General features: G+C 67.6%; 27 protein-coding genes and 1 pseudogene. 17 read left to right on the top strand and 11 right to left on the bottom strand.

Going from position 1 to position 24,399, the window contains the following annotated elements; genetic code table 11:
* Positions 1-38: 38 nt before the first annotated feature.
* On the bottom strand, positions 39-518 hold the full coding sequence (locus AC1RRV_RS06140) for a MerR family transcriptional regulator (protein ID WP_492858711.1): 480 nt from the start codon (positions 516-518) through the stop codon (positions 39-41).
* Positions 519-710: 192 nt separating this feature from the next.
* On the opposite strand from AC1RRV_RS06140, the gene AC1RRV_RS06135 reads away from it, so the two are divergent.
* Positions 711-1,364 (top strand): S24 family peptidase, encoded by a 654-nt coding sequence (locus tag AC1RRV_RS06135; RefSeq protein ID WP_492858710.1) that lies wholly within the window; start codon positions 711-713, stop codon positions 1,362-1,364.
* 15 nt (positions 1,365-1,379) lie between these two features.
* On the opposite strand, the gene AC1RRV_RS06130 is transcribed toward AC1RRV_RS06135, so the two are convergent.
* The 3 genes from AC1RRV_RS06130 to AC1RRV_RS06120 form a co-directional block, all read right to left on the bottom strand.
* The gene (locus tag AC1RRV_RS06130; RefSeq protein ID WP_047413717.1) at positions 1,380-1,589 is read right to left on the bottom strand and encodes a hypothetical protein; all 210 of its coding nucleotides are present in this window, start codon (positions 1,587-1,589) and stop codon (positions 1,380-1,382) included.
* Between the two features lie 306 nt (positions 1,590-1,895).
* Positions 1,896-3,554 carry a lysine--tRNA ligase gene (locus AC1RRV_RS06125; protein ID WP_492858709.1) on the bottom strand — a complete coding sequence of 553 codons (1,659 nt, stop codon included), beginning with the start codon at positions 3,552-3,554 and terminating at the stop codon, positions 1,896-1,898.
* A 55-nt stretch (positions 3,555-3,609) separates the two neighbouring features.
* Positions 3,610-4,488, bottom strand: a complete 879-nt coding sequence (locus tag AC1RRV_RS06120; RefSeq protein ID WP_492858708.1) for an isoaspartyl peptidase/L-asparaginase family protein — start codon at positions 4,486-4,488, stop codon at positions 3,610-3,612.
* A 70-nt stretch (positions 4,489-4,558) separates the two neighbouring features.
* Here AC1RRV_RS06120 and AC1RRV_RS06115 point away from each other — a divergent pair, with 70 nt between their 5' ends.
* The 4 genes from AC1RRV_RS06115 to AC1RRV_RS06100 all read left to right on the top strand — a co-directional run bounded on the left by AC1RRV_RS06115 (position 4,559) and on the right by AC1RRV_RS06100 (position 8,423).
* Positions 4,559-5,557, top strand: coding sequence for an NADPH:quinone oxidoreductase family protein (locus AC1RRV_RS06115; RefSeq protein ID WP_492858707.1), 999 nt, complete (start codon positions 4,559-4,561; stop codon positions 5,555-5,557).
* 89 nt (positions 5,558-5,646) lie between these two features.
* Positions 5,647-6,534, top strand: a complete 888-nt coding sequence (locus AC1RRV_RS06110) for a WecB/TagA/CpsF family glycosyltransferase (protein ID WP_492858706.1) — start codon at positions 5,647-5,649, stop codon at positions 6,532-6,534.
* A 99-nt stretch (positions 6,535-6,633) separates the two neighbouring features.
* Entirely contained in the window at positions 6,634-7,524 is an 891-nt protein-coding gene (locus AC1RRV_RS06105) for an SDR family NAD(P)-dependent oxidoreductase (RefSeq protein ID WP_492858705.1), read from the top strand.
* Positions 7,521-8,423, top strand: coding sequence for a DMT family transporter (locus AC1RRV_RS06100; RefSeq protein ID WP_492858704.1), 903 nt, complete (start codon positions 7,521-7,523; stop codon positions 8,421-8,423). Before AC1RRV_RS06105 ends, AC1RRV_RS06100 begins: the two co-directional genes overlap by 4 nt.
* On the opposite strand, the gene AC1RRV_RS06095 is transcribed toward AC1RRV_RS06100, so the two are convergent.
* Positions 8,420-9,391, bottom strand: coding sequence for an NAD-dependent epimerase/dehydratase family protein (locus tag AC1RRV_RS06095; RefSeq protein ID WP_492858703.1), 972 nt, complete (start codon positions 9,389-9,391; stop codon positions 8,420-8,422). The genes AC1RRV_RS06100 and AC1RRV_RS06095 overlap by 4 nt on opposite strands.
* 10 nt (positions 9,392-9,401) lie before the next feature.
* A complete protein-coding gene (locus AC1RRV_RS06090) occupies positions 9,402-10,709 on the bottom strand; it encodes a UDP-glucose dehydrogenase family protein (protein ID WP_492858702.1) in 1,308 nt (435 codons plus the stop codon).
* A gap of 185 nt (positions 10,710-10,894) precedes the next feature.
* Here AC1RRV_RS06090 and galE point away from each other — a divergent pair, with 185 nt between their 5' ends.
* Positions 10,895-11,872 (top strand): UDP-glucose 4-epimerase GalE, encoded by a 978-nt coding sequence (galE, locus tag AC1RRV_RS06085; protein ID WP_492858701.1) that lies wholly within the window; start codon positions 10,895-10,897, stop codon positions 11,870-11,872.
* 470 nt (positions 11,873-12,342) lie between these two features.
* Here galE and AC1RRV_RS06080 read toward each other — a convergent pair whose 3' ends face one another.
* The 3 genes from AC1RRV_RS06080 to AC1RRV_RS06070 all read right to left on the bottom strand — a co-directional run bounded on the left by AC1RRV_RS06080 (position 12,343) and on the right by AC1RRV_RS06070 (position 13,620).
* Complete coding sequence (locus AC1RRV_RS06080; RefSeq protein ID WP_492858700.1) at positions 12,343-12,648, bottom strand: hypothetical protein; 306 nt, start codon at positions 12,646-12,648, stop codon at positions 12,343-12,345.
* A 282-nt stretch (positions 12,649-12,930) separates the two neighbouring features.
* Entirely contained in the window at positions 12,931-13,362 is a 432-nt protein-coding gene (locus AC1RRV_RS06075; RefSeq protein WP_492858699.1) for an ester cyclase, read from the bottom strand.
* A 42-nt stretch (positions 13,363-13,404) separates the two neighbouring features.
* On the bottom strand, positions 13,405-13,620 hold the full coding sequence (locus AC1RRV_RS06070; RefSeq protein ID WP_492858698.1) for a DUF1674 domain-containing protein: 216 nt from the start codon (positions 13,618-13,620) through the stop codon (positions 13,405-13,407).
* Positions 13,621-13,741: 121 nt separating this feature from the next.
* Between AC1RRV_RS06070 and AC1RRV_RS06065 the strand changes: the two genes are divergently transcribed.
* The 7 genes from AC1RRV_RS06065 (at position 13,742) to AC1RRV_RS06035 (ending at position 19,639) form a co-directional block, all read left to right on the top strand.
* Positions 13,742-14,140 carry a hypothetical protein gene (locus AC1RRV_RS06065; protein ID WP_492858697.1) on the top strand — a complete coding sequence of 133 codons (399 nt, stop codon included), beginning with the start codon at positions 13,742-13,744 and terminating at the stop codon, positions 14,138-14,140.
* A 55-nt stretch (positions 14,141-14,195) separates the two neighbouring features.
* Positions 14,196-15,491 carry an RsmB/NOP family class I SAM-dependent RNA methyltransferase gene (locus tag AC1RRV_RS06060; protein WP_492858696.1) on the top strand — a complete coding sequence of 432 codons (1,296 nt, stop codon included), beginning with the start codon at positions 14,196-14,198 and terminating at the stop codon, positions 15,489-15,491.
* A 76-nt stretch (positions 15,492-15,567) separates the two neighbouring features.
* Positions 15,568-16,227, top strand: a complete 660-nt coding sequence (rpe, locus tag AC1RRV_RS06055; protein ID WP_492858695.1) for a ribulose-phosphate 3-epimerase — start codon at positions 15,568-15,570, stop codon at positions 16,225-16,227.
* Between the two features lie 9 nt (positions 16,228-16,236).
* On the top strand, positions 16,237-17,970 hold the full coding sequence (locus tag AC1RRV_RS06050; protein WP_492858694.1) for a heparinase II/III family protein: 1,734 nt from the start codon (positions 16,237-16,239) through the stop codon (positions 17,968-17,970).
* 3 nt (positions 17,971-17,973) lie between these two features.
* Positions 17,974-18,258: a hypothetical protein gene (locus tag AC1RRV_RS06045; protein WP_492858693.1), complete on the top strand. Its 285-nt coding sequence runs from the start codon at positions 17,974-17,976 to the stop codon at positions 18,256-18,258.
* 92 nt (positions 18,259-18,350) lie between these two features.
* A complete protein-coding gene (locus AC1RRV_RS06040; protein ID WP_492858692.1) occupies positions 18,351-19,055 on the top strand; it encodes a DUF5343 domain-containing protein in 705 nt (234 codons plus the stop codon).
* On the top strand, positions 19,052-19,639 hold the full coding sequence (locus AC1RRV_RS06035) for a Swt1 family HEPN domain-containing protein (protein WP_492858691.1): 588 nt from the start codon (positions 19,052-19,054) through the stop codon (positions 19,637-19,639). The genes AC1RRV_RS06040 and AC1RRV_RS06035 overlap by 4 nt, the downstream gene beginning before the upstream one ends.
* 98 nt (positions 19,640-19,737) lie before the next feature.
* Here AC1RRV_RS06035 and AC1RRV_RS06030 read toward each other — a convergent pair whose 3' ends face one another.
* Both AC1RRV_RS06030 and AC1RRV_RS06025 read right to left on the bottom strand, forming a co-directional pair.
* Positions 19,738-19,827 (bottom strand): hypothetical protein, encoded by a 90-nt coding sequence (locus tag AC1RRV_RS06030; RefSeq protein ID WP_492859219.1) that lies wholly within the window; start codon positions 19,825-19,827, stop codon positions 19,738-19,740.
* A 413-nt stretch (positions 19,828-20,240) separates the two neighbouring features.
* A pseudogene (locus AC1RRV_RS06025) lies at positions 20,241-20,309 on the bottom strand (hypothetical protein); the annotation flags it as partial.
* 425 nt (positions 20,310-20,734) lie between these two features.
* Between AC1RRV_RS06025 and AC1RRV_RS06020 the strand changes: the two are divergent.
* The 4 genes from AC1RRV_RS06020 to AC1RRV_RS06005 are packed head-to-tail and all read left to right on the top strand — an operon-like array spanning position 20,735 to position 24,398.
* The gene (locus AC1RRV_RS06020) at positions 20,735-21,376 is read left to right on the top strand and encodes a phosphoribosylanthranilate isomerase (protein ID WP_492858690.1); all 642 of its coding nucleotides are present in this window, start codon (positions 20,735-20,737) and stop codon (positions 21,374-21,376) included.
* Between the two features lie 25 nt (positions 21,377-21,401).
* Complete coding sequence (gene trpB, locus AC1RRV_RS06015; protein ID WP_492858689.1) at positions 21,402-22,622, top strand: tryptophan synthase subunit beta; 1,221 nt, start codon at positions 21,402-21,404, stop codon at positions 22,620-22,622.
* A gap of 12 nt (positions 22,623-22,634) precedes the next feature.
* Positions 22,635-23,462 carry a tryptophan synthase subunit alpha gene (trpA, locus tag AC1RRV_RS06010; protein WP_492858688.1) on the top strand — a complete coding sequence of 276 codons (828 nt, stop codon included), beginning with the start codon at positions 22,635-22,637 and terminating at the stop codon, positions 23,460-23,462.
* A gap of 12 nt (positions 23,463-23,474) precedes the next feature.
* Entirely contained in the window at positions 23,475-24,398 is a 924-nt protein-coding gene (locus tag AC1RRV_RS06005) for an acetyl-CoA carboxylase carboxyltransferase subunit beta (RefSeq protein ID WP_492858687.1), read from the top strand.
* Position 24,399 lies beyond the last annotated feature (1 nt).

Raw genomic sequence — 24,399 nt, 5'->3', positions numbered from 1 at the left:
CAAGGCGCGTCTGCTCGAAGCCGGCGTCGCGGGAAGGCTTACTTGCCCAGCATCGCTTCGGCGTGGCCGTCGAGGCGGGCGCGCAGCACCTGCTCGTAGTCGGCCGCGCGCGGCAGGAGGTCGGGACGGATCTCGCCCAGTCGTTTTTCGAGGCGGTCGCAGGCTTCGCGCAGCTCGATCAGGGCGTTGTCGATATCGTCGCGCTGCTGCTCCAGGGCGCTGGCGCGTTCGCGGAACTTCTTCAGCGAGCGGGCCATCTGCGCCGCGCCCTCGTCGTTCTCGTCATAGAGGTCGAGCAGTTCGCGGATCTCGGTCAGGGACAGGCCCACGCGCTTGCCGCGCAGGATCAACTGCAGGCGGACGCGATCCTTGTGGGAATAGACGCGGTTCAGGCCCTCGCGGGCCGGATTGAGCAGGCCCTTGTCCTCGTAGAAGCGCAGGGCGCGCGGCGTGGCTTTGAATTCATTGCAGAGCTGGCGGATCGTGAAGGTCCGCTCGGGGCGTCGCAGGTCGGCCATGGATGGAAACCTCCCAAGGAAGAGGGCCTGGCTACTGCGGCCGGGCCGCTTAGTTATCGTTGATCACCGTAAACCCGATATCGGGCTCGCGTCAACGCTTACGTAAACGTCAACTTGTTCGCGCTTGATAGGTTTACTTTCCTAAGGTTGAGAGGGTATTTTCGGGGGAAGCTAGACGCTTAGGAGGCGCCGATGGCGACCCTCTCTCACGGCGAGATCTGGCGGGCGATCGACGCCCTGGCCCAGCGGTTCGACATGACGCCCTCGGCCATGGCCCGGATGGCGGGCCTGGACCCCACCAGCTTCAATCGCTCCAAGCGCGGGTCGTCCGAAGGCGGCGGCCACGCGCGCTGGCCGTCGACCGAGAGCCTGGCCAAGCTGCTGGAAGCGACGGGGGTGAATTTCTCGGAATTCGCGGCCCTGACCGAGCCCGGGCCGGTGCGCGCGCCGGGCGGCAGGGGCGCGCCGCTGATCGGCCTGGCCCAAGCGGGGCAGGAGGGGTTCTTCGATGCGGCTGGGATGCCGGTCGGGGCCGGCTGGGACGAAGCGCTCGCGCCGGATCTGGGCGAGGGCCTGTTCGCTCTGGAGGTGTCGGGGGAGTCCCTGGCGCCGGTCTATCGCGACGGCGACCGGCTGCTGGTCTCGCCGACGGTCGAGCCTCGCAAGGGTGACCGGGTGGTGGCCCGGACGCATGCCGGCGAGGTGCTGGTCCGGCAATTGGGCCGCGTGACGGCCCGGACCATCGAGCTGCTGCCCCTGGGGGCCCGCCCGGAGGGCGACGGCGATCGCCTGCTGTCGCGGGACGAGGTCGCCTGGATCGCGCGGATCGTCTGGGTCAGCCAGTAGGCCGACCCAAGAAGATCAGGTGCGCGGGCAGCTGGCGTGGGTGTCGAGCAACCAGGCGATCAGCGGGCCGGCGGCGGGGTCCGAGCACGACACGTCGAGCCGGTAGGAAGCCCAGGTGTCGTTGTGCGCGGCCTCGACGTGGGCGTCGGGGAACTGCTGGACAATGCCGCCGAGCAGAGAATCGAATTCCTGACGGTCGGTGGGGCGGAGCGTGAACGAAGCCATTGGAGTAACCTTGATGACTAATCTTGGTTCTGATGGTCCCAGACTAGACTCCGAAAGGTGGGCTAACCCTTAACCGCGAATTCAGACTTCGTTCATCCATGGGGACATGGTGTCGCAGGGGCGCCTGTTCTTTCCCTCTCCCCTCGCGGGAGAAGGTGTCGCCGCGAGGCGACGGATGAGGGGCGCAAAAACGAAAACCGCCGCGACTAGCCCGTAAGCCGGTCGCGGCGGATGTTGTCTTCAACCCCTCACCCGACCCACGTCGTGGGCCACCCTCTCCCGCAAGGGGAGAGGGGTAGGCGCGACCTAAGCGAGCTTCTCTTCGATCAGGGCCACGGTCCGGTCGATCCCGAAGATCGCCGCGAACGAGCCGAAACGCGGACCTTGGCTCTGGCCCAGCAGGACCTCGTACAGGGCCTGGAACCAGGCGCGCAGCGGGTCGAAGCCGTGGGTCTTGCCGACCTCGAACACCTCGTTCTGGATCAGCTCGGCGTCCGGCGCGTCGGCCGGCATGGCCTTCAGCTTGGCCAGCAGGTCCAGCATCGCGGCGCGCTCCTGGTCGGTCGGGGCGCGGAAGGTCTTCGTGGGCTTCACGAAGTCCTCGTAATAGTTGATCGCGTAGCCGGCCAGGCGGTCCAGCAGGGGCTGGGTCTCCGGCGAGGCGCCCGGGATGTAGCGCGACAGGAAGCCCCAGAGGATTTCCTTGGTCGAGGCGTCGGCGGCCGAAACCAGGTTCAGCATCAGGCTGAACGACACCGGCGAGCCGTATTGCGGCGGGCGACCCGAGTGGATGTGCCAGACGGGGTTGTCGAGCTGCTTGGCCGGCTCCTGGCGCTGATAGGCGTCCAGCTGCTGCAGATATTCGTCCGTCGCCTTGGGGATGACGTCGAAATAGAGCTTCTTGGCCGACTTGGGGCTCTGGAACATGTAGTACGACAGGCTCTCGGGCGCGCCGTAGCGCAGCCAGTCCTCCATCGACAGGCCGTTGCCCTTGGACTTGGAGATCTTCTGGTTGTTCTCGTCCAGGAAGAGCTCGTAGTTGAAGCCTTCCGGCGGCACGCCGCCCAGGGCTCGGCAGATGGCGCCCGAGGCCTTGACCGAGTCGATCAGGTCCTTGCCCGACATCTCGTAGTCGACGCCCAGAGCCGTCCAGCGCATGGCCCAATCGGGCTTCCACTGCATCTTCACGTGGCCGCCGGTGACCGGGACCTCGACCTTGGAGCCGTCCTCGTCCTCGAAGACGATCGTGCCCTTCTCGACATTGCGCTCCAGGGTCGGGACCTGCAGCACCTTGCCGGTGGTGGGGCTGACGGGGAGGAACGGCGAATAGGTGGCGCGGCGCTCTTCGCCGAGCGTCGGCAGCATGACCTTCTGGATGGCGTCGAAGCGCTCCAGCGCCGTCAGCAGGGTCGCGTCGAACAGGCCGCCCTTGTAGCAGTCGGTCGACGAGACGAACTCGTACTCGAAGCCGAAGCCGTCCAGGAACGCGCGCAGGCGGGCGTTGTTGTGGGCGCCGAAGCTGTCGTGGGTGCCGAACGGGTCGCGGACGACCGTCAGCGGCTTGCCCAGATCCTCGATCAGCGGCTGCTTGTTCTCGATGTTGTCGGGAACCTTGCGCAGGCCGTCCATGTCGTCGCTGAAGGCGATCAGGCGGGTCGGTATGACGTCGTCGACCAGCGCGCGGAAGGCCTGGCGCACCATGGTCGTGCGCGCCACTTCACCGAACGTGCCCAGGTGCGGCAGGCCCGACGGACCATAGCCGGTCTCGAAGATCACGGCCTTGGCGAGCGCCGGATAGGCCTTCACCGCCTCGTCGGTCTTGCCGGCGTCGATCAGGGCCTTGGCGGCTTCCTGGTCGGCGCGGTCGGGAAGACGCACGCGCAGGACGCGGGCGATGGTGGCGCGCGCCTGCTCGAACGGCCAGGAGCGGGCTTCGCGGGCGAGGGGGGAGAGGCCTTCAAACATGGCGCGGGCTATAAACGGTGTGGCGTCAAAGGGCTAGGGCGCGGGGGCCACAGCTTCAGAACGCCGCGCTGACGATCGTCCCGTCCGGCAGCAGGACGGCGCGCTTCAGGCCGCTTGAATCGAAGGGCATGGCGACATTGCCCTCGCGATCGATGGCGATCAGCCCGCCATGTCCGCCGAGGTCCGCCACCTCCTGAATCGCCGCCTGAGCCGCGCTCTCCAGGCTCTCGCCGCCGAAGCGGACGCGGTGGGCGATCTGGGCGGCGACGGCGGTGCGGATGAAGTATTCGCCCTGGCCCGTGCAGGAGACGGCCGCGAAGCCATCGGCCCAGGCGCCCGCGCCGATGATCGGTGAATCTCCGACCCGGCCGGGCCGCTTGCCGAACACCCCGGCCGTCGAGGTGGCGGCGGCCAGGCGGCCCTCGGCGTCGCGGACCACGCAGCCGACGGTGCCGGTCGGCAGGGCGTCCGGCGGGTGATTGTCTTCGAACGCCCCGGCGCGGGTGAACCAGGCCTGCGGATCCTCGACCGTCTCCAGCCCCTGGTCGCGGGCGAAGTCGATGGCGCCCTGGCCGGCCAGCATCACGTGCGGGGTCTGTTCCATGACCGCGCGGGCGGCCAGGATCGGGCTCTTGAAGCCTTGCAGAGCGGCGACCGAGCCGGCGCGCAGCGTCGGGCCGTCCATCAGGCTGGCGTCCAGCTCGTATTCGCCGTCGGCGTTGGGCGAGGCGCCCTTGCCGGCGATGTAGAGGCCGCTGGCCTCCAGCGCGACAACGGTCTCGACGGCGACATCGAGGGCGCTGGCCCCGGCCGCAAGGCGATCCCGCGCCGCCTCGACCAGGCCGCGCATGTGGGCGATCTCGACAGCGTAGTCGTGGCCGCGCTTGGCCCCGGCGCCGCCGTGCAGGGCGAGACTAAAACGTTTGTTTGACATTCTGCTTCCTTGGCCAGGCGTCCCGCGCTAGCGTCCGGCCCTCTTAATGAAGAAACCCGGGAGAGGCGATATGAAGGCGGTGCTCAGCAAGGAAGTCGGGGGTCCCGAGACCTTGGTGCTGGAAGAGCTGCCCGATCCCGTCGCCGGGCCCGGCCAGGTGCTGATCGACGTCAAGGCGTGCGGGGTGAACTATCCCGACGTCCTGATCATCGAGGACAAGTATCAGTTCAAGCCGCCGCGCCCGTTCGCGCCGGGCGGCGAGGTCTCCGGCGTGATCTCGGCGGTGGGCGAAGGCGTCACCCGCTTCAAGGTCGGCGACCGGGTCCTGGCCTCGACCGGCTGGGGCGGCTACGCCGAGAAGCTGGCCCTGGAAGAGCAGCGCTGCACCCACATCCCCGACAACATGCCCTTCGACGAGGCCGCCGCCTTCGTCCTGACCTACGGCACCTCGTACTACGCCCTGAAGGATCGCGGCGTGCTGAAGGCCGGCGAGACCCTGCTGGTGCTGGGCGCGGCCGGCGGCGTGGGCCTGGCGGCCGTCGAGCTGGCCAAGGCCATGGGCGCCAAGGTGATCGCCGCGGCCTCCAGCCAGGAGAAGATCGACCTGGCCATCAAGCACGGCGCCGACAGCGGCGTCGTCTATCCGCGCGGCCCGTTCGACAAGGACGGCCAGAAGGCGCTGGCCAATCTGATCAAGGACGCCTGCGGCCCCAGCGGCTGGGACGTGGCCTATGACGCGGTCGGCGGCGACTATTCCGAAGCCACGATCCGCGCCGCCGGCTGGAACGGCCGCTTCCTGGTCATCGGCTTCCCGTCGGGCATTCCGAAGATCCCGCTGAACCTGACCCTGCTGAAGTCCTGCGACATCGTCGGGGTGTTCTGGGGCGCGGCGGTGGCGCGCGATCCCAAGGGTCACGCCCAGAACCTCAAGGAGCTGATGGCGCTGTACGCCGAGGGCAAGATCAAGCCGTTCGTCTCGGAGCGCTTTCCTCTTGCCCGGGCCGGCGAAGCCATCGCCCACCTCGCCAGCCGCAAGGCCATGGGCAAGGTGGTGATCACCACCGACTGAGTAAGTCAGGTTTCGCTAAGCATTCTTCTTAGCGAAGCTATGAGGACATTCCGCGAGAGTGCTTCCAGAGATTGGGAGACTCCGCGGCGATGGACGTCCAGCTGGAAGAGAACGGAGCGGCCGCGCCGCGCCGTCCTTACCGCCTCAAGCGGCGGCCGGAGGAGCGCGTCCAGGTGCTGGGCGCGTCCATGGACCTGGTGCGCGCCGAGGAAGTCTTCTACTTCGTGATGGGCAAGCTGGCGGCGGGGCAGGGCGCCATCGTCGCCAACCACAACCTCCACAGCCTGTACCTGGTCCGCAAGGACGAGAAGATCCGCGCCTTCTACGAGGCTTCGGAGCTGATCGAGGTCGATTCCACCCCGGTGATCCTGTGGGCGCGGCTGATGGGCCGGTCCAGCCGTTCGTTCCACCGCTGCACCTATCTGGACTGGCGCGACGCCTTCTGGGCCCTGGCGACTCAGAAGGCCTGGAAGGTCTTCTTCGTCGGCGGCGCGCCCGGCGTGGCTGAGCAGGCCATCGAACGCATCAAGCAGGACTGGCCGGCCGTCCAGGTCGCCAGCCATGACGGTTATTTCGACGCCACGCACGGCTCGGCGCAGAACACCGCGGTGGTCGAGCAAATCCGGAAGTACAAGCCCGACATCGTGCTGGTCGGCATGGGCATGCCGCGCCAGGAGATCTGGACGCTGGAGAACCACAAGGACTTCGGCCCGGCCGTGACCTTCACCGTCGGCGGCGCCTTCGACTACGAGGCCGGCGTCCAGAAGGCCGCGCCGCGCTGGATGGGTCGGATGGGCGTCGAGTGGCTGTTCCGCCTGACCGCCGATCCCAAGCGGCTGTTCACCCGCTACTGCGTCGAGCCCTGGTCGCTGATCGGCCCGGCGCTGGGCGATGTCGCGCGGCGCCTGGCGGCGGCCGATTCCCAGGCGGCGGACGCCGCGCGCTGGGAACGCATGCGCGCTCGCAACGAAGCTTAGCCCCGGCGTCGAAGCCCCCTAGCCAACCCCGGTTTGCTCCGCGAATATGATCATTGATCACTGACCCGCGAAGAGGTCGGGGACGCGGAGGGAATTTCCATGGTCGGACGTCTGGACGGCAAGGTCGCCGTCGTCACCGGGGGCTGCTCCGGCATCGGGCTGGGCGCGGTCGAGCTGTTCGTCGCCGAAGGCGCGTGCGTGGTCGCCGCCGACCTGCAGGCCGAGAAGGGCGAGATGCTGGAGAAGCGTTTCCCCGACAAGGTTCGCTTCTCGCGCTGCGACGTCACCTCGGAAGACGATCTGGCCAAGACCATGGCCCTGGCCGAGAGCGCGTTCGGCGGCCTCGACATCCTGTTCAACAACGCCGGCCACGGCGGCACGCCCGCCTCGGTGCCGGAGCTGACGGTCGAGGGCTGGGACAAGACCTTCGCCCTGCTGGTGCGCGGTCCGGCCATCGGCATGAAGCACGCCCTGCCGCTGATGCTGAAGCGCGGCGGCGGTTCGATCATCAACACCGCCTCGATCGCCGGCCTGCAGGCGGGCTTCGGGCCGCTGGCCTATTCGGCGGCCAAGTCGGCGGTCATCCATATGAGCCGGTGCGCGGCGGCCGAGCTTTCGCCGCTGAAGATCCGGGTCAACGCCATCTGCCCCGGCCTGATCGCCACCTCGATCTTTGGGGCCTCGATGGGCCTGCCGCGCGAGGTCGCCGACCAGATGGCCGCCCAGATCGCCTCGATCGGTCCCAAGATCCAGCCCATCCCCAAGTCGGGCCTGCCCGAGGACATCGCCGCCGCCGCCCTCTACCTGGCCAGCGACGACTCGCAGTTCGTCACGGGCACCCACATTGTCGTCGACGGCGGTATCACCGTCGGGCCGCGCAGCGCGTGGGACCGGAACACGCCCTCGCCGATCCTGGCGGCCATGGGCATCACCCCCGAACAGGCCGACCAGATGCGGGCCAGTCTGCTCGCCTCCGGCGCGGCGGGGTGACGCTCACCCCCAACCTGCGCGGGGCGCTGTGGATGCTGGCCTCGGCGGTCGGCTTCACGGCGATGACCACCTTGATCAAGTTCCTGGGCCCCGGCTATCCAGCGGCCTTGCAGACCTTCTATCGCCAGCTGGCGGGGGTGATCGTGCTGTTGCCGCTGATCGCCCGCGACTGGCGTGGGGCGTTCCGGACGACGCGGCCGGGCATACTGATCTTCCGGTCCAGCGCCGGGGTCCTGGCCCTGATCATGGGCTTCTACGCCTATCAGAAGCTGCCGTTGGCGGACGCCAACGCCCTGTCGTTCACCCGGACCCTGTGGCTGGTGCCCCTGGCCGCCTTCGTCCTGCGCGAGCCGATCGGGCCTTTGCGGATCGGCGCCGCCCTGGTCGGGTTCCTGGGCGTGCTGATCATGCTGCGACCCGGCGCGGGCGGCATGAGCGCCTGGATCGGTTGGCCCCAGGCCTGCGCCCTGATCTCGGCCTTCCTGTTCGCCCTGACCATCACCGGCATGAAGGTGATGACCCGCGACCACAGCCCGTTCGTGCTCCTGGTCTACGCCGCCGTGCTGGGCCTGGTCTTCGCCTTGCCGCCGGCCCTGTTCGTCTGGCGCTGGCCGACCTGGCCGGACCTCGGATTGCTGGCCGCCATGGGCGTGATCGGCACCTTCACCCAGGGGGCCTATATCAAGGGCATGGAGGCCGGCGAGGCCGCGGTCATGGCGCCGATCGACTATACGCGGCTGGTCTTCGCGGTGGGCGCGGGCTTCCTGCTGTTCCACGAGATCCCGCGCGCGGCGACGCTCATCGGGGCGGCGATCGTGGTGGTCTCGACCCTGTTCATCTCGTGGCGCGAGCACCAGCTGGCCCAGCGCGCGGCGGCTGTCGAAGCGGCGGCGGTCTAGCCGGCGTAGGCGCGCCGCCACGCCACGAAACGCGCCAGGCCCTCGGCCAGCTCGACCTTCGGCTGGTAGCCGCAGAGCGCCTTGAGCTTGTCGATATTGGCGAAGGTCGCGGTGACGTCGCCGGGCTGCATCGGCCGCATGATCTTCCGGGCCTCGATCCCCAGCGCGTCTTCCAGCGTGGTGATCATGGCCGTCAGCCCGACCGGATCGTTGTCGCCGACATTGTAGATCTCGTGTCCGCCGGCGGCCGGCGGATGGTCGAGAACGCCGAGGACGCCGTCGACGATGTCGTCGATGAAGGTGAAGTCGCGGGCCATCTGGCCTTCGCCATAGACCTCGATCGGCTCGCCCTTCAGCATCTTCTCGGTGAAGCCGTAATAGGCCATGTCCGGCCGCCCCCAGGGGCCATAGACCGTGAAGAACCGCAGGCCCGACTGCGGGAAGCCGTACAGCGCCGCGTAGCTCTGGCTCAGCATCTCGCACGAGCGCTTGGTCGCGGCGTAAAGCGACACCGGACGATCGGCCGGATCGGTTTCGCGGAAGCCGTCGCCGTTCAGCGGCCGGTCGCCATAGACGCTGGACGACGAGGCGTAGACCAGGTGCTCGACCCCGGCATGGCGACAGGCCTCCAGCACCGACAGGTGGCCGGCCAGGTTGCTGCGCTCATAGGCGAAGGGGTTGTCGATCGAGTAGCGGACCCCGGCCTGGGCGGCCAGATGCACGACCCGCCTGGCGCCCGAGGTCTTCACCAGCTCGGCCAGGGCCTCATGCTCGGCGATGTCCATCCGGACCATCTTGAAGCCCGGCCGGGACTCAAGCCGCGCGGCGCGCGCCGCCTTCAGGGCCGGGTCGTAATAGTCGTTGAAGACATCGACCCCGATCACCGCCTCGCCGCGATCCAGCAGGCGTTCGGCCACGTGCATGCCGATGAAGCCCGCCGCACCCGTGACAATGACCGCAGACGCCATGCCCTGCTTCCTACTGACGCCCGATCGAGGCGTAGGTGAAGCCGTGGCGAACCATCTCGCTGGGCTTGTAGACATTGCGCAGGTCGACGACGACCGGGGCGTTCATCAGGAGCTTCAGGCGGTCGAGATCGAGGGCGCGGAACTGGTCCCACTCGGTCAGGATCACCAGGGCGTCGGCGCCCTCGGCGGCGTCATAGGCGCCGTTCTTGAAGTCGATGCCGGGCAGCAGCTTCTCGGCCTCGTGGCGGCCTTCCGGATCGAAGGCCTGGACCTTGGCGCCGAGGGCCAGCAGGGCCGGGACGATGTCGAGGCTGGGGGCGTCGCGCATGTCGTCGGTATTGGGCTTGAAGGTCAGGCCCAGCACCCCGATCGTCCGGCCGGTCAGGTCATCCAGGTTCATGGCCTTGGCGATCTTGGTGGCCATGGCCTTCTTGCGGGCGTCGTTGACCTCGACCGTGGTCTCGATCAGCCGGGTCGGCGCGCCGTAGTCCTGGGCGGTCTTGACCAGGGCGATGGTGTCCTTGGGGAAGCACGAGCCGCCATAGCCGGGGCCGGCGTTCAGGAACTTGCCGCCGATGCGCTTGTCCAGGCCGATGCCCTTGGCGACCTGCTGGACGTCGGCGCCGACCACTTCGCAGAGATCGGCCATCTCGTTGATGAAGGTGATCTTCATCGCCAGGAAGGCGTTGGCCGCGTACTTGATCAGCTCGCTGGTGCGGCGGCCGGTGAAGACGATCGGGGTCTCGTTCAGGAACAGCGGGCGATAGAGCTCGCGCATCACCGCCTGGGCGCGTTCGTCATCGGTGCCGACGACCACGCGGTCCGGACGCTTGAAGTCCTCGATCGCCGCGCCTTCGCGCAGGAACTCCGGGTTCGAGACCACGGCGAACTGGGCGTCCGGGCGAGCCTTCTTGATGATCGCCTCGACCTCGTCGCCGGTCCCGACCGGTACGGTCGACTTGGTGACGATGACGGTGAAGCCGTCGATCAGGCCGGCGATCTCCTCGGCCGCGGCGTAGACGTAGGAGAGGTCGGCATGGCCGTCGCCGCGACGGGTCGGGGTGCCGACGGCGATGAAGATCGCGTCGGCGTTCTTGATCGCCTCTGCGCCGTCCAGGGTGAAGAACAGGCGGCCTTCGCGGACGTTGCGCGCCACCAGGTCTTCCAGACCCGGTTCGAAGATCGGAATCCCGCCCTTTTCCAGGCGCTGGATCTTGCTCGGATCCTTGTCGATGCAGGTCACCACATGGCCGAAGTCGGCGAAGCACGCCCCCGACACCAGACCCACATAACCCGTGCCAATCATCGCTACGCGCATCGAAGCATCCTGAAAGGGAGCGCCGCCTCGTGCGTCGCTTCCCGCCTAATCCAGCAATCACGGCGCCGAGGCAAGCCGCGCGCCTAAAATGCTCAGGGCCGTGACATCTTGATGACCTCGCGGATCAGCTTTCAAGCGGACCGTAAACCCGCTAGCGAAAGGCGGTCTTCGTATTGGGATCGCTGATGCAAACCGTTCTGGTGACCGGTGGGGCCGGATATGTCGGCTCGCACGCCTGCCTGGCCTTGGCGGCGGCAGGTTTCCGACCGGTCGTGTTCGACGATCTCTCGAACGGCCACCGCGAACACGTCCAGTGGGGACCGCTGGAAGTCGGCGATATCCGCGACGCCGCGCGCCTGGACGCGGTGTTCGCCGCGCACCAGCCTGTCGCCGTCCTGCACTTCGCCGCCCGCATCGAGGTGGGCGAGTCGGTGAAGGACCCGGGGACCTTCTTCGACAACAATGTCGGTGGGGCGATCACCCTGGTCGAGGCCGCGCGCCGGGCCGGCGTCAACGCCCTGGTCTTCTCCTCGACCTGCGCGACCTTTGGCGATCCGGTCCGGATGCCGATGGACGAGGGCCACCCGCAGGCCCCGCTCAATCCTTATGGCCGCGGCAAGCTGATGGTCGAGCAGGCCCTGGCCGACTACGACCGCTATGTCGGCTTCCGCAGCACGGTGATGCGCTACTTCAACGCCGCCGGCGCCGATCCCGAGGGCCGCATCGGCGAGTGGCACGAGCCCGAGACCCACGCCATCCCGCTGGCCATCCAGGTCGCCCTGGGCCAGCGGCCGCACTTCACCATCTTCGGCGACGACTACGATACCCGCGACGGCACGGCGGTGCGCGACTACGTCCACGTGCTGGACCTGGCCGACGCCCACGTCTCGGCCCTGCGACGGCTATTGGCCGGCGGGGCGTCGGAATCGTTCAACCTGGGCAGCGGGACGGGCGTGACCGTGCGCGAACTGGTCGACGGCGTGGGCCGGGCGACGGGCGCGCCGCTGCCGGTCCAGATGGCCCCGCGCCGCCCCGGCGACGCACCGATGCTGGTGGCCGACAACGCCAAGGCCCGGACCGAGCTGGGCTGGACGCCCTCCCGAGACCTCGACGCCATCCTGTCCAGCGCCTGGCGCTGGCACGCGGGGATGGCGGCTCGCTGAGAGGCTGGCGACGAGTTGAGGGCGGCTTTTGGCCCGTTGCGGACATCTGGCTCTGTGCGTCCTTCGAGGCGCGCTCAGGAGCGCGCACCTCAGGATGAGGTGGTCAGTGCAATGAGATCCTCATCCTGAGGCGTGAGCCGAAAGCGAGCCTCGAAGGACGCACTGAACATCCGACTCCCACCCAGGGCGGACGCGGGAATCCCTCTCTCTGAGAGAGAGGGAGGGGCCCACGCCGCAGGCGTGGGAGGGTGAGTGGTTACACCCTCACCGAAGGAAGCTCGGACGAAGCGCTAGGCAAATGATGGGTGTTGCTTGCAACAGCGATGGAGCCGTTCAGGTTTCTCCGGCCAGCGGTGAAACCACTCACCCTCCCACCGCTACGCGGCGGGCCCCTCCCTCTCTCAAAGAGAGAGGGATTCGATGCGCCAGACGGCCAATATCAACGTCCCCTAACCACCCTGATCGGACCTTCAGCTGGCAAAGTCCCATTGTAGGCATTTGAACGAGATAACTTCATCTTCGCTGTCGTGAACGAAGTACCTAACCCTGTCGTGCTGCCAATGGCTCACGTCCTCGATCAAGAGAATGCAGTCAACCATAGCGTTGAGGTCGATAAGGCGCAGATCGCTGATCCCATTGAAAATGGCGCTACGCTCGCTGTCTGCGAGTTCAGGCGAGGGACGAAGCGTCAGCGCCAGTGACGGGGCCTGGGGAAATGATGTCCGGTCAAAACGAACATCTACTATGTAGCCTCGGGCCACCTGGGTTTCATTCATAGGCAGACCTTGCTGCACAACGAACAGGGCAGCAACGTCCGACTTCCACCCTAGTCGGACATTGGCTCACTGCGTCCTTCGAGGCGCGCTCAGGAGCGCGCACCTCAGGATGAGGTGGTCAGTGCAAGGAGATCCTCATCCTGAGGCGTGAGCCGCAGGCGAGCCTCGAAGGACGCACTGAACATCCGACTCCCACCCATCGCCGACGTTCGCCGCAGCCGCCAAACCACCCCGACCCAACGCTCGTCGGCCTCAACGACGCCCGCCCTGGCGGCGGAACGCCTAGGCCAGCTCCAGCGCCCGCAGCACCGCGAACTGATCGTAGTAGGGCCGCTCGCAGACGATCTTGTCGCCGCCCGGCGGGAACTCGAAGCTGGCGGCCATGCGGACGCGGAACGGCTTGCCGGTCGGTTCGACGGTGCGGCCCGAGAGTTTCAGCGGGCCCAGGTGCGTGCCGGTGAGCCAAAACTCGACCAGCACCGTGTCGCCGCCATGGGCGATGGCGATGATCTCGTTGCCCTGGTCGGGGAAGGGCGTGCGCGAGGCGGCGAAATAGCCGCGCACGGCGGTCTCGCCGTCAAACACCGCGCCGCCGCCATGCATCTCGTAGCGCGGGTGCTGGAAGGTGGCGATCACCGCGTCCCAGTCGTGGATGCACTCCAGGGCCATGTGGTCGCGCACCACCTGGATGCGGCGTTCAGCGAGAGCGTCCAAAGCTTCCTCCCTTGTCTTGCGGGAAGCCTGAACCGGCCGACGTCAGAAGTCGACCGCGACGCCCTTCTTCTCCCAGTCGCCGAAGCGGGTCGGCTCGGGGCCCTCGCGGCCGCCCTTCTCGGGAGGCAGGGTCGAGGCTGCCTCGGCGGCGCGGCGGGCGGCGGCCTCTTCCAGGGCGCGGCGGGCGGCGGGGCTCAGCTCCTTGCCGGGCGCGGCGCCGGGGATCTCGGACTCTGGGGTTTCTGAAGGATTTGTCATGAAACGTCTTTAGATCGTGGATGCGATTTAAGAAAACAGTGGTTGAAGAACGTTGATCCGCGGTTAGATCTGCGCGTCTGCTCGGGTCCGCCGAGATCAACTGAAGCGAGGGGGGACTTCAATGCCTCGAGTATCCAAAGCTTTCTTTCTTTGCGCCGTGGTCTACGGCATCTGCGGCATGTCGCTGGGTATCTTCATGGGCGCCAGCCAGGATCATACGCTGATGCCGGTCCATGCTCACGTCAATCTTCTGGGCTGGGTCAGCCTGGCGATCATGGGCGGCTTCTACGCCCTGGTCGGCGACCGCGCCCCGATCCGGCTGGCCTGGATCAATTTCGCCCTGTCGAACGTGGGCCTGCTGCTGGTCGGCCCGCTGCTGGCCCGCCTGCTGCTGACCGGCGACAAGCGCGTCATTCCGTTCATGGGCATCGGCGAAGTCGCGCTGGTGCTGGGCATGGTCGTGTTCGGTCTGGCCGTCCTGAAGACCCAGGCCAAGGCCGCCGACGTGGCCGCCGCATAGCTCGGTTCTCGACAAGACACTTGCGTCTCGCCGCGTCACAAGGCACGGCGAGGCGGTGACTCAAGAATTGAACGACGGCCTCCCCGCCCGGGAGGCCGCCCTGACCCTGATCGACGCGGCCCTGTCGCGTCGCGGCGGCATCGACGAAGCCGCTTCGGCCAACGGTTTCCGCTTCCTGGAACCGCGTGAGCGCGCGTTCGCGCGGGCGCTGGCCATGGCCGTGCTGCGCCATCTGGGCCCCATCGACCGCGCCCTGGCCGCCAAGCTGCAGAAGGCCCCGCCCGACCGGGTGATGCACCTGCTGCGTCTCGGCGCGGCCCAGGCCTTCCACCTGGAGGTCCCGGCCTTCGCCGCCGTCGCCACCAGCGTCGAGCTGGCCGGCGCCAACAAGACCAGCCGGCCGTTCAAGGGCCTGGTCAACGCCGTGCTGCGCGGCCTGCTGCGCGATCCGCCGCCCAGCGACGACCCGACCCTGCTGGCGCCGCCCTGGCTCTATTCACGCTGGATCGCCGCGTTCGGCGAGGCCACGGCCCGCGAGGTCGCCGCCCAGATCGCCATCGAGCCGGCCACCGACCTTTCCCTGAAGCCCTCCGCCGACGCGGCCGTCCTGGCCGAGGCGCTGGAGGCCGAGATCCTCGACGGCGGCACCCTGCGCGTGCGCCGCAAGGGCGACGTGGCCGCCTGGCCGAACTTCGAGGACGGCAGCTGGTGGGTGCAGGACGCCGCCGCGGCCGTTCCCGTTCGCCTGCTCGATATCAAGCCCGGCGACAAGGTGCTGGACCTCTGCGCCGCGCCCGGCGGCAAGACCCTGCAGCTGGCCGCCCTGGGCGCCGACGTCGTGGCCCTGGACCGCTCGGCCGCCCGCCTCAAGCGCGTTTCCGAGAACCTCGAGCGGATGAACCTGACCGCCGAGATCGTCGCCGCCGACGGCGCGACCTGGGACGACACGCGGACCTTCGACGCCATTCTGCTGGACGCGCCGTGCAGCGCCACCGGCACCTTCCGCCGCCATCCCGACGTGCTGTGGGCCGCGCGGCCCGGCGACGTGGCCAGCCTGGCCGGCGTCCAGTCCCGGATCCTCGACAGCGCCGCCGACCGCCTCAAGCCCGGCGGCCAGCTGGTCTATTGCGTCTGTTCGCTGGAGCCCGAAGAGGGCGAGGCCCAGGTCGAGGCCTTCCTGGCCCGTCGCAAGGACGTGGTCCTGGACCCGATCCAGCCTGGCGAAGGCCCCTCGGCGGGCTTCCCGGAGGCCAGCTTGACCCCGCGCGGGACCCTGCGCCTGCTGCCGCATCACCGCGAAGGCGGCCAGGACGGCTTCTTCGCCGCGCGGTTCCGGAAGGCGACAGCCTAGGCTGTCATCCCGGCGAAGGCCGGGATCCAGGCCAAGCAGAGATGACAGGACGGCGCGACGCGGCTATCCCAGGACCATGACCGCGCCGATCATCGCTCCGTCCATTCTTGCTTCCGACTTCGCCCGCTTGGGCGCGGAGGTCGCCGCCATCGAGGCGGCCGGCGCCGACTGGGTCCATGTCGACGTGATGGACGGCCACTTCGTGCCCAACATCACCCTGGGTCCGGACATCGTCAAAGCCATCCGGCCGCACGCCAAGATCCCGTTCGACGTGCACCTGATGATCAGCCCGGCGGACCCTTACCTTGAAGCGTTTCGCGCCGCCGGGGCGGACATCATCAGCATCCATCCGGAAGCCGGTCCGCACCTGCACCGCTCCCTCAAGCGCATCCGCGAGCTGGGGGCCAAGGCGGGCGTGGTGTTCAACCCCTCGACCGGGATCGACCATGTCGAGTGGATCCTGGAGGACGTCGACCTGCTGCTGGTCATGTCCGTGAACCCCGGCTTCGGCGGCCAGAGCTTCATTCCCGGCCAGCTGCGCAAGGTCGAGGCCCTGCGCAAGATGGTCGACAAGGCCGGGCTCGACATCATCATCGAGGTCGACGGCGGCGTGACCCCGGCCACCGCCCCGCAGTGCGTCGCGGCGGGGGCCACCGCCCTGGTCGCCGGCTCGGCGGTGTTCAAGGGCGGGCCCGGCGCCTATGCCGACAACATCCGCGCCCTGAAGGGCGGCTGACCCCAACCCATGGCCGTCAAGCGTTCCGCCCACGGCTTCAAGTTTCCCGCGCCATCCCCGCGCGGCGGCGTCCTATGGAAGGCCGTCGGCGCCGAGATCGCCACCCATGCCGAGCGCGAATGGTTCGGCTCCGGTCCGCACCGGCTCAAGCTGGCCCTGCCTCGGCCCGAGGGCCTGTCGGCCCGTCCCCGCGACCCGCGCCCGGCCGACGCCGCCCACGGGCTGAAGATGATGTCGGGCAACCTGACCCTGGACGGCGGGACCCTGCGCCTGGGCGCCGACGGCGACCCGTTCGACACCGCCAGCCCCTCGCGCCGCTTCGCCGTCAGCCTGCACCGCTTCGACTGGCTGCCCGACCTGGTCGCCGCCGGCTCGGACGGGGCCCGCCGCGCCCTGCGGCTGATGGACGACTGGCGCCGGGTGTTCGGCAAGTGGAACGCCTTCTCGTGGAGCGCCGACTGCATCGAGCGGCGGGTCTTCCACCTGGCCTGCGCCGCCAAGTCCCTGGCCGCCGAGGGCAGCGACGCCGAGATCGCCGACCTCTGCCAGGACATCGCCCGCCAGGGCCGTCACCTGCTGGAGATCCGCCGCGCGCCCGAACGCACCCTGGAGCGCGCCGTCGCCGCCGCCCTGGCCGGCTGCGTCCTGGCCGGCAAGCCGGGGGAGCAGCTGATCGACAAGGCCATGAAGGTGGTCGCCCAGCATCTGGACAGGATGGTCCTGGCCGACGGCGGCCACGCCACCCGCTCGCCGGAAGCCGGGGTCGAGCTGCTGTTCGACCTGCTGACCCTGGACGACGCTCTGGGCCAGCGCGGCCGGCCCAGCCCCGAGGCCCTCTCGCGCGCCATCGACCGCCTCTCGACCGCCGCGCGGTTCTTCACCCTGGGCGACGGACACCTGGCGGCCTTCCACGGCGGCGAGGCCATCGCCCCGGCCCGCATCGCCGCCGCCCTGGCCCATGACGACGCCGGCCCGCGCGCCCTGAACGCCGCCCCGCACAGCGGCTATCACAAGATGGTCGGCGGCAGCATCGAGGTCATCGCCGACTGCGGCTCGCCGCCCGCCGGCCCGCTCTCGGTCTCCGCCTGCGCCCAGCCGGCCGCCCTGGAGATCGTCTGCGCCAAGGACCGGCTGATCACCAGCTGCGGCTGGAGCCCCGAGGCCGCCGGCGCCCACGCCTTCCGCCTGTCGGACGCGGCCTCCACGGTCTCGGTCGGCGACGGCTCGGCCGGCCGCCCGCTCTCCGGCTTCAAGGCCCGCGCCCTGGGCGCCTGGCTGGTCGACGGGGCCAAGACCGTCGACGCCAAGCGCCACGACGACGTCGGCGGGGTCTGGCTGGACATCATCCACGACGGCTGGGCGCATCTGGGCCTGTCCCACGCCCGCCGCCTGTTCCTCGACGCCGTCGCGGACGAGCTGCGCGGCGAGGACAGCCTGACCCCGATCGCCGCCGACCCCGGCGCCGCGGAAGGCCCGCGCCGCTACCTGCCGTTCGCCGTGCGCTTCCACCTCCACCCCGAGGCCCGCGCCTCGATCGCCCGCGACGGCAAGAGCGTGTTGATCCGGGGCCCCAACAACATCGGCTGGTGGCTGCGCAACGACGCCGTCGACGTCGAGATCGCCCCCACGGCGCACTTCGACCACGGCCTAGCCCGCAAGGCCGGCCAAATCGTTCTCAAGAGCCAGGTGCGCCCGGAAGTCGGGGCCAAGATCCGTTGGAAGCTGACCCGGGCGGAGGGGTAGCCGATGGGCTTTGAGCGTAGGCCGCCGCTGGACCCCGGGCGGTCACGGCATGTGCCGGAGTTTACCGACGACGAGGTTGGCGAGGTGGTCGCGGCCTTGCGGGCGGATGCGCCGGAGCTGCTGGCCGTGCTGGAGCGCCAGGCGCGGGAGCCGGGCAGCGTGTCGTCGGCGGACTATGACGATGTCTACGACCGGATGCTGACGTGGCTGTTCGAGCGGCAGTATGTGTACACGCACATCGAGATGGCGGTGTTGTTTCGGGCGGTGGTGGAGAGGGTTGGGGGTTAGGCACGGATCACATGCAACTATGCCTCCAAACCACTGGTAGTTGCTAAGCTTACCGATAGTCGCCAATCTTCCCCTAGGAAAAGGGGTGGATTATGGTGAAAGCACCAAATGTTACTGCGGTAGAAGTTGCCCCTGCAGGCGGTGTATCGGCCAAGGTCGCACCGCGAAAAATCCCCGGCAGCCTCCCTTACCTCCCAGCTAGCGGGACACTCAAGAAAGTCCTGGATAAAATTATAGAGGCCCAACAGCCTCCTCGATTCAGCGTCGATTTTCTTGAGAATGTCTTGAGCTTAACTGGAGGCGCGGCGCGCGCAACAATACCGATCCTGAAGAAGATGGGATTTGTCGCCAGTGACGGCACTCCGACTGCACTTTATTCAAAGTTTAGAACAAACGGCGGTCGAGGCGCAGCAGCGCTTCTGGGACTACAGAACGCATTTTCTGAAATATTTAAAAAAAGCGGATACGCCCATACGGCAAATGACAGCAAATTAAAGGATATCATTGTCGAAATTACGGGATTGGTGCCGAACGATCCAATCGTCACGGCCATCAAAGGTACCTTCAATATCATAAAGACCTACATACCATCGGGAACTACTCTAGACGAAACTGCGACCGATCAACAACAGGAGGATCTTTCAGAGCAAGATCGCGCGCTCCCCCCTCAACCTCCAACCGACGACGTCGGAGGTATCCGATTGGCCTACAACATTAATATCGTTCTACCGGAGACTTCGGATCTCAATGTTTTGAACGCCATTTTTCGTAGTATCAAAGAAAATCTGATGAAATGAACAGCGCCGACCAAGTCGAGTTGTATATTTTAAAGTGCGCTTCCCTGAAGCTCGCCGTCGATAAGCATAGGCCCGATTCCGATGCCAACTCTGACTCTCTGACGAGAGCTGATAGCGTCACAAAATCCTCCATCGATCAGTTTTCGTCTGAGGTTAGATCGAACGCTGACGTAATGGCCGAGTATTATAAGTTGTTCTACATGTTGGAGAACGACATTAGAAAATTCATAGATGAGACCATAGCTGATGCATATGGCGCTGGATGGTGGGATACTCACTCCCCTGCAAGCGCCAAGGAAGAATGTAAGGCGAACCAAAAGAGAGAGAAGGAAGCCGGCGTTACGAGTCGCTCAGATAACGAACTAGACTACGTGACGTTTGGTCACCTCGGCGACATAATTCGCGAGAACTGGGTTCTGTTTGGAGGCATCCTCAGTAACGAGAAGGCTCTTGGTCGCGTCATGTTTTCCCTCAACACACTGCGAGGGCCGATAGCTCACTGCGGCCTTCTGGCGGAAGACGAGGTGGATCGTTTGAAGCTGGCAGTGAAGGACTGGTTTCGGCTGCTCGAGGGCCCCAAGTAGAAGCTCTAGCTCTCGCCCGGAAATCGCCCCCCCCCCCCAGGGCCGGAGCCCTCCTTAAATCTCTTGGAGGCTGCAGCGTGCTGGGCGGATCAGGTCAGTCAAGGATCGCCTCCGGCGACCGCGCGCGGCGACGCGGAGCGTCGTCCTTGAGTGACCTGATCCGCCCAGCGATCGTCTCGCCGTGAGATGTAAGGCGGGCGCTCTTCCCGGGTGGGAAGGCGAGCCAACAAAGCCGTGTCATCCCGGCCGGAGCGGAGCGCACGGCGTTCCTTCACCCCCTGGGTCCCCGATAGCGCCCGCGGCGCTTCCGGGATGACACGGGTTTATCCCTCTCCCCTTGCGGGAGAGGGTGGCCCGCGAAGCGGGTCGGGTGAGGGGTTGAAAGACGGCGCCGCCGCGACGACCGAAACGCTGGGCGCCGGCGGACAGGACGATCGACCCCTCATCCGTCGGCTGCGCCGACACCTTCTCCCGCAAGGGGAGAAGGGGATCGGCGCGTGGCTTTCCCCGGAATTCGCGATCCCGACCCCAACGAAATCAACCGCTTGCCACTTTTACACCCCGCCGAATGATCCGCGTCCAAACCACGGCGCATACTGGTCCCACCTCGTCGCGAGGAAAGGGCGCATGGCCAGCGACCATTTGCGGCGGCGGGGTGCGGTCGAGCGGGTAGCGCTCGCCGGTGCGGGGGCGACTCCGCAACTTCATCCATCCCCGAGGTAGTCGACCCTGGAACACAGAAACGACGGTGGACGAAGGCCGGTGAGGCGACAGGTCCGGGGAAACCCGGGCATCCGGGACCAGGCTTCGCGGCCTGGCCCGCCCGCCGGAGGCTTCAACGGCGTCCAGGCGCGAACAGCGTCGGGCCGTCACGCTTCCGGATAACGGCCGCGCGGAGCGATCGGCTTCGTCGAAACGGTACTCAACGCACACACTCCGGACGGATGTCCGGCGCTCCGCGGCCCTTTCCATCAACTCGCAGCCGCGCGGCGCGTGGTCGATAGGTCATGTTCCCTCCGCCTTGATGGGGGAAGGCGGCTGTCTTCAGATTCCCTGGGCTTGCATCGCCGCTTCCCCGCACGTAACTCCCCGCCAATGACGACGGCAAAGATCTGCGGCCTCTCGACGCCCGAGGCGGTGAAGGCCGCCTTCGACGGCGGGGCGGGGTTCCTGGGGTTCATCTTCTTCGAGAAGAGCCCGCGCAACGTCGCGCCCGAAACCGCGGCCCGCCTGATCGAGCCGGTTCGCGGTCGCGGCGCGAAGACGGTCGCCGTCACGGTCGACGCCGATGACGCTTTCATCGACCGCCTGATGGCGACCATGAAGCCCGACCTGATCCAGGTTCACGGCAAGGAGACGCCCTCGCGGGTCCGCGAGATCGGGATCCGCGCCGGCGTCGGCGTCATCAAGGCGCTTTCGGTGTCCAGCGCCGCCGATGTCGACCAGGGCCAGGCCTTCGACGGTCTCGTCGAGCACCTGATGTTCGACGCCAAGCCGGTGGAAGGTTCGGTCTTGCCGGGCGGAACCGGCGCGAGATTCGACTGGGGGCTGCTGGAAGGTCGGCGATTTTCTCGCCCGCATTTCCTGGCCGGAGGGCTGGATCCGTGGAACGTCGCCGAGGCCGTCAAGGCCTCCGGCGCGCCGCTGGTGGACGTTTCTTCTGGCGTGGAGCGCGGTCCCGGCCTAAAGGACCCGGCTCTGATCACGGCGTTTCTCGACGCCGTCAAACGCGTGTAGCTCTGCCCAGCCTTTGGATGATCTCGTGAACGCCCCCTCAAAGCCTAACGACTATTCGGCCTATCCCGATGCGGAAGGCCGCTTCGGCGGCTTCGGCGGCCGCTATGTGGCCGAGACGCTGATGCCGTTGGTGCTCGACCTGGGCAAGGCCTATGCCGACGCCAAGGCCGATCCCGCGTTCCAGGCCGAGCTGACGGGCTACAACACCCACTATGCCGGCCGGCCCAGCCCGCTCTATTTCGCCGAGCGACTGACCGAGCACTTCGGCGGGGCCAAGATCTATTTCAAGCGCGACGAGCTGAACCACACCGGCTCGCACAAGATCAACAACGCCCTGGGCCAGATCCTGCTGGCCATGCGCATGGGCAAGACCCGGATCATCGCCGAGACCGGCGCCGGCCAGCACGGCGTGGCCACCGCCACCGTCTGCGCCCGCTTCGGCCTGCCGTGCGTCGTCTATATGGGCGCCACCGACGTCGAGCGTCAGAAGCCCAACGTCTTCCGCATGAACCTGCTGGGCGCCGAAGTGCGCCCGGTGACCTCGGGCACCGGCACGCTCAAGGACGCCATGAACGAGGCGATGCGCGATTGGGTCACCAACGTGCATGACACCTACTACCTGATCGGCACCGCCGCTGGTCCCCACCCCTATCCGGTGATGGTCCGCGACTTCCAGAGCGTGATCGGGACGGAAGCGCGCCAGCAGATCCTGGAGATGGAAGGCCGCCTGCCCGACGCGGTGGTCGCCTGCATCGGCGGCGGCTCCAACGCCATCGGCCTGTTCCATCCATTCCTGGGCGACGAGGGCGTGCGCCTGATCGGCGTCGAGGCGGCCGGCCACGGCGTCTCCACCGACAAGCACGCCGCCTCGCTGACCGGCGGGCGTCCGGGCGTGCTGCACGGCAACCGCACCTATCTGCTCCAGGACGACGACGGCCAGATCATCGACGCCCACTCGATCTCGGCGGGCCTCGACTATCCCGGCATCGGCCCGGAGCACTCGTTCCTGCACGAGATCGGCCGCGCCGAATATGTCTCGACCACCGACGACGAGGCCCTGGCGGCCTTCCAGCTGTGCTCGACCCTCGAAGGCATCATTCCGGCGCTGGAGCCGGCCCACGCCCTGGCCCGGGTTGGCGACATCGCCAAGGAGCTGGGCAAGGGCAAGATCGTGGTGATGAATCTCTGCGGTCGCGGCGACAAAGACATCTTCACGGTGGCCGAAGCGCTTGGGCGCAAGATCTAGGACCTATCCAGCGTGACCAAAGACCGTATCGACCGTCGCTTCGCGGCGCTGAAGGCCGAGAACCGCGCGGGTTTCGTGACCTATATCATGGCCGGCGATCCCGACGCCGCCACGACCTTGAGCGTGCTCAAGGGCCTGCCGGGCGCCGGCGCCGATCTGATCGAGCTGGGCTTTCCCTTCTCGGATCCGATGGCCGAGGGCCCCACCATCCAGCGCGCCGCCCAGCGCGGCCTGAAGTCGGGCATGACCCTGCAGGGCACCCTGGATCTGGTCGCCGCCTTCCGCGAGGGCGACACCGACACGCCGATCATCTTGATGGGCTATCTCAATCCGGTGCTGAACCGAGGCTTCGAAAGCTTCGCCGCCGCCGCCGCCAAGGCCGGCGTCGACGGCCTGATCATCGTCGACTGTCCGCCCGAGGAAGCCGACCCGCTGTCGGACGCCCTGGAAGCCGAAGGCATCGCCCTGATCCGCCTGGCGGCGCCGACCACCGACGATGCGCGCCTGCCGATGGTGGTCCGCCGCACTTCGGGGTTCGTCTACTACGTCTCGGTCGCCGGCGTGACCGGGGTAAAGTCGGCCGACGCCGCCGATGTGGCGCCCGCCGTCGAGCGCCTGCGCAAGGCCTCCGGCCTGCCGGTCGCCGTGGGCTTCGGAATCCGTACGCCCGACCAGGCCGCCGCCGTCGCCCGCGTGGCCGACGCGGCCGTCGTGGGCTCGGCTCTTGTGGATGAAATCGAGTCCGCGGCCCAGTTGAACGAAAACGTGACCGAGAAGGTTCTTCTCAAGGCGTCGGAGCTGGCTAAGGCTGTGCGTTCGGCGCGAGTCCGGACGAAGTGAGGCTTTAAGGCTATGGCTATGGCTGAACCCCAGGACCCGAAGAAGGGCGACAAGTCCAAAGCAGCGGACCGTCGCGGCGGCTGGCTGTCGCGGATCGCCCCCGGCGTGCGCGGCGCATTCGCCAAGCGCGAGACGCCGGAAAACCTTTGGGTCAAATGTCCCGACACGGGCGAAATGATCTTCCGCTCCGACCTGGAGGCGGCCCTGTGGGTCACGCCGGCCGGTCGTCACATGCGGATCGGGCCTGAAGCGCGCTTCAAGGCCACGTTCGATGAAGGCCAGTTCGAGGCTCTGCCGACCCCGTCGGTGCCCGAGGACCCGCTGCACTTCTCGGACGGCAAGCCCTACAAGGACCGTCTGGCCGCGGCCCGCAAGGCGACGGGCGAACCGGACGCCATGGCCATCGGCTACGGCAAGGTCGGCGGTGTCGACGCCGTGGTGCTGGTCCAGGACTTCGCCTTCATGGGCGGGTCGCTGGGCATGGCCGCGGGCGAAGGTTTCATCGCCGCCGCCAAGGCCGCCCTGGCGCGTGAAGTTCCGCTGATCGCCTTCACGGCCGCCGGCGGCGCCCGGATGCAGGAGGGTGCGCTGTCGCTGATGCAGATGGCCCGTACGACCCTGGCCATCAACGAGCTGAAGGACGCGGCCCTGCCCTACGTCGTGGTCCTCACCGACCCGACCACCGGCGGCGTCACCGCATCCTACGCCATGCTCGGCGACATCCACCTGGCCGAGCCGGGCGCCCTGATCGGCTTCGCCGGTCCGCGCGTCATCGAGCAGACCATCCGCGAGACCCTGCCGCCGGGCTTCCAGCGCTCGGAATATCTGGTCGAAAAGGGCATGGTCGACCGCGTCACCCACCGCAAGGAACTGCCCGAGGTGCTGGGCTCACTGCTCGGCACCCTGATGATGGGCCGCAACCGCAAGGCGGCGTAGA

This window comes from Caulobacter sp. GW821-FHT11E10, assembly GCF_058808375.1.
The sequence above is the reverse complement of the archived record's forward strand: the minus strand, read 5'-3'. Positions and strand labels throughout refer to the sequence as shown.

What these genes read in the sequence shown, in the direction of transcription:
- AC1RRV_RS06140 (WP_492858711.1), bottom strand. Translation starts at nt 518, where the DNA reads ATGGCCGACCTGCGACGCCCCGAGCGGACCTTCACGATCCGCCAGCTC.
- AC1RRV_RS06135 (WP_492858710.1), top strand. Translation starts at nt 711, where the DNA reads ATGGCGACCCTCTCTCACGGCGAGATCTGGCGGGCGATCGACGCCCTG.
- AC1RRV_RS06130 (WP_047413717.1), bottom strand. Translation starts at nt 1,589, where the DNA reads ATGGCTTCGTTCACGCTCCGCCCCACCGACCGTCAGGAATTCGATTCT.
- AC1RRV_RS06125 (WP_492858709.1), bottom strand. Translation starts at nt 3,554, where the DNA reads ATGTTTGAAGGCCTCTCCCCCCTCGCCCGCGAAGCCCGCTCCTGGCCG.
- AC1RRV_RS06120 (WP_492858708.1), bottom strand. Translation starts at nt 4,488, where the DNA reads ATGTCAAACAAACGTTTTAGTCTCGCCCTGCACGGCGGCGCCGGGGCC.
- AC1RRV_RS06115 (WP_492858707.1), top strand. Translation starts at nt 4,559, where the DNA reads ATGAAGGCGGTGCTCAGCAAGGAAGTCGGGGGTCCCGAGACCTTGGTG.
- AC1RRV_RS06110 (WP_492858706.1), top strand. Translation starts at nt 5,647, where the DNA reads ATGGACGTCCAGCTGGAAGAGAACGGAGCGGCCGCGCCGCGCCGTCCT.
- AC1RRV_RS06105 (WP_492858705.1), top strand. Translation starts at nt 6,634, where the DNA reads ATGGTCGGACGTCTGGACGGCAAGGTCGCCGTCGTCACCGGGGGCTGC.
- AC1RRV_RS06095 (WP_492858703.1), bottom strand. Translation starts at nt 9,391, where the DNA reads ATGGCGTCTGCGGTCATTGTCACGGGTGCGGCGGGCTTCATCGGCATG.
- AC1RRV_RS06090 (WP_492858702.1), bottom strand. Translation starts at nt 10,709, where the DNA reads ATGCGCGTAGCGATGATTGGCACGGGTTATGTGGGTCTGGTGTCGGGG.
- galE (WP_492858701.1), top strand. Translation starts at nt 10,895, where the DNA reads ATGCAAACCGTTCTGGTGACCGGTGGGGCCGGATATGTCGGCTCGCAC.
- AC1RRV_RS06080 (WP_492858700.1), bottom strand. Translation starts at nt 12,648, where the DNA reads ATGAATGAAACCCAGGTGGCCCGAGGCTACATAGTAGATGTTCGTTTT.
- AC1RRV_RS06070 (WP_492858698.1), bottom strand. Translation starts at nt 13,620, where the DNA reads ATGACAAATCCTTCAGAAACCCCAGAGTCCGAGATCCCCGGCGCCGCG.
- AC1RRV_RS06065 (WP_492858697.1), top strand. Translation starts at nt 13,742, where the DNA reads ATGCCTCGAGTATCCAAAGCTTTCTTTCTTTGCGCCGTGGTCTACGGC.
- rpe (WP_492858695.1), top strand. Translation starts at nt 15,568, where the DNA reads ATGACCGCGCCGATCATCGCTCCGTCCATTCTTGCTTCCGACTTCGCC.
- AC1RRV_RS06050 (WP_492858694.1), top strand. Translation starts at nt 16,237, where the DNA reads ATGGCCGTCAAGCGTTCCGCCCACGGCTTCAAGTTTCCCGCGCCATCC.
- AC1RRV_RS06045 (WP_492858693.1), top strand. Translation starts at nt 17,974, where the DNA reads ATGGGCTTTGAGCGTAGGCCGCCGCTGGACCCCGGGCGGTCACGGCAT.
- AC1RRV_RS06040 (WP_492858692.1), top strand. Translation starts at nt 18,351, where the DNA reads ATGGTGAAAGCACCAAATGTTACTGCGGTAGAAGTTGCCCCTGCAGGC.
- AC1RRV_RS06035 (WP_492858691.1), top strand. Translation starts at nt 19,052, where the DNA reads ATGAACAGCGCCGACCAAGTCGAGTTGTATATTTTAAAGTGCGCTTCC.
- AC1RRV_RS06020 (WP_492858690.1), top strand. Translation starts at nt 20,735, where the DNA reads ATGACGACGGCAAAGATCTGCGGCCTCTCGACGCCCGAGGCGGTGAAG.
- AC1RRV_RS06005 (WP_492858687.1), top strand. Translation starts at nt 23,475, where the DNA reads ATGGCTATGGCTGAACCCCAGGACCCGAAGAAGGGCGACAAGTCCAAA.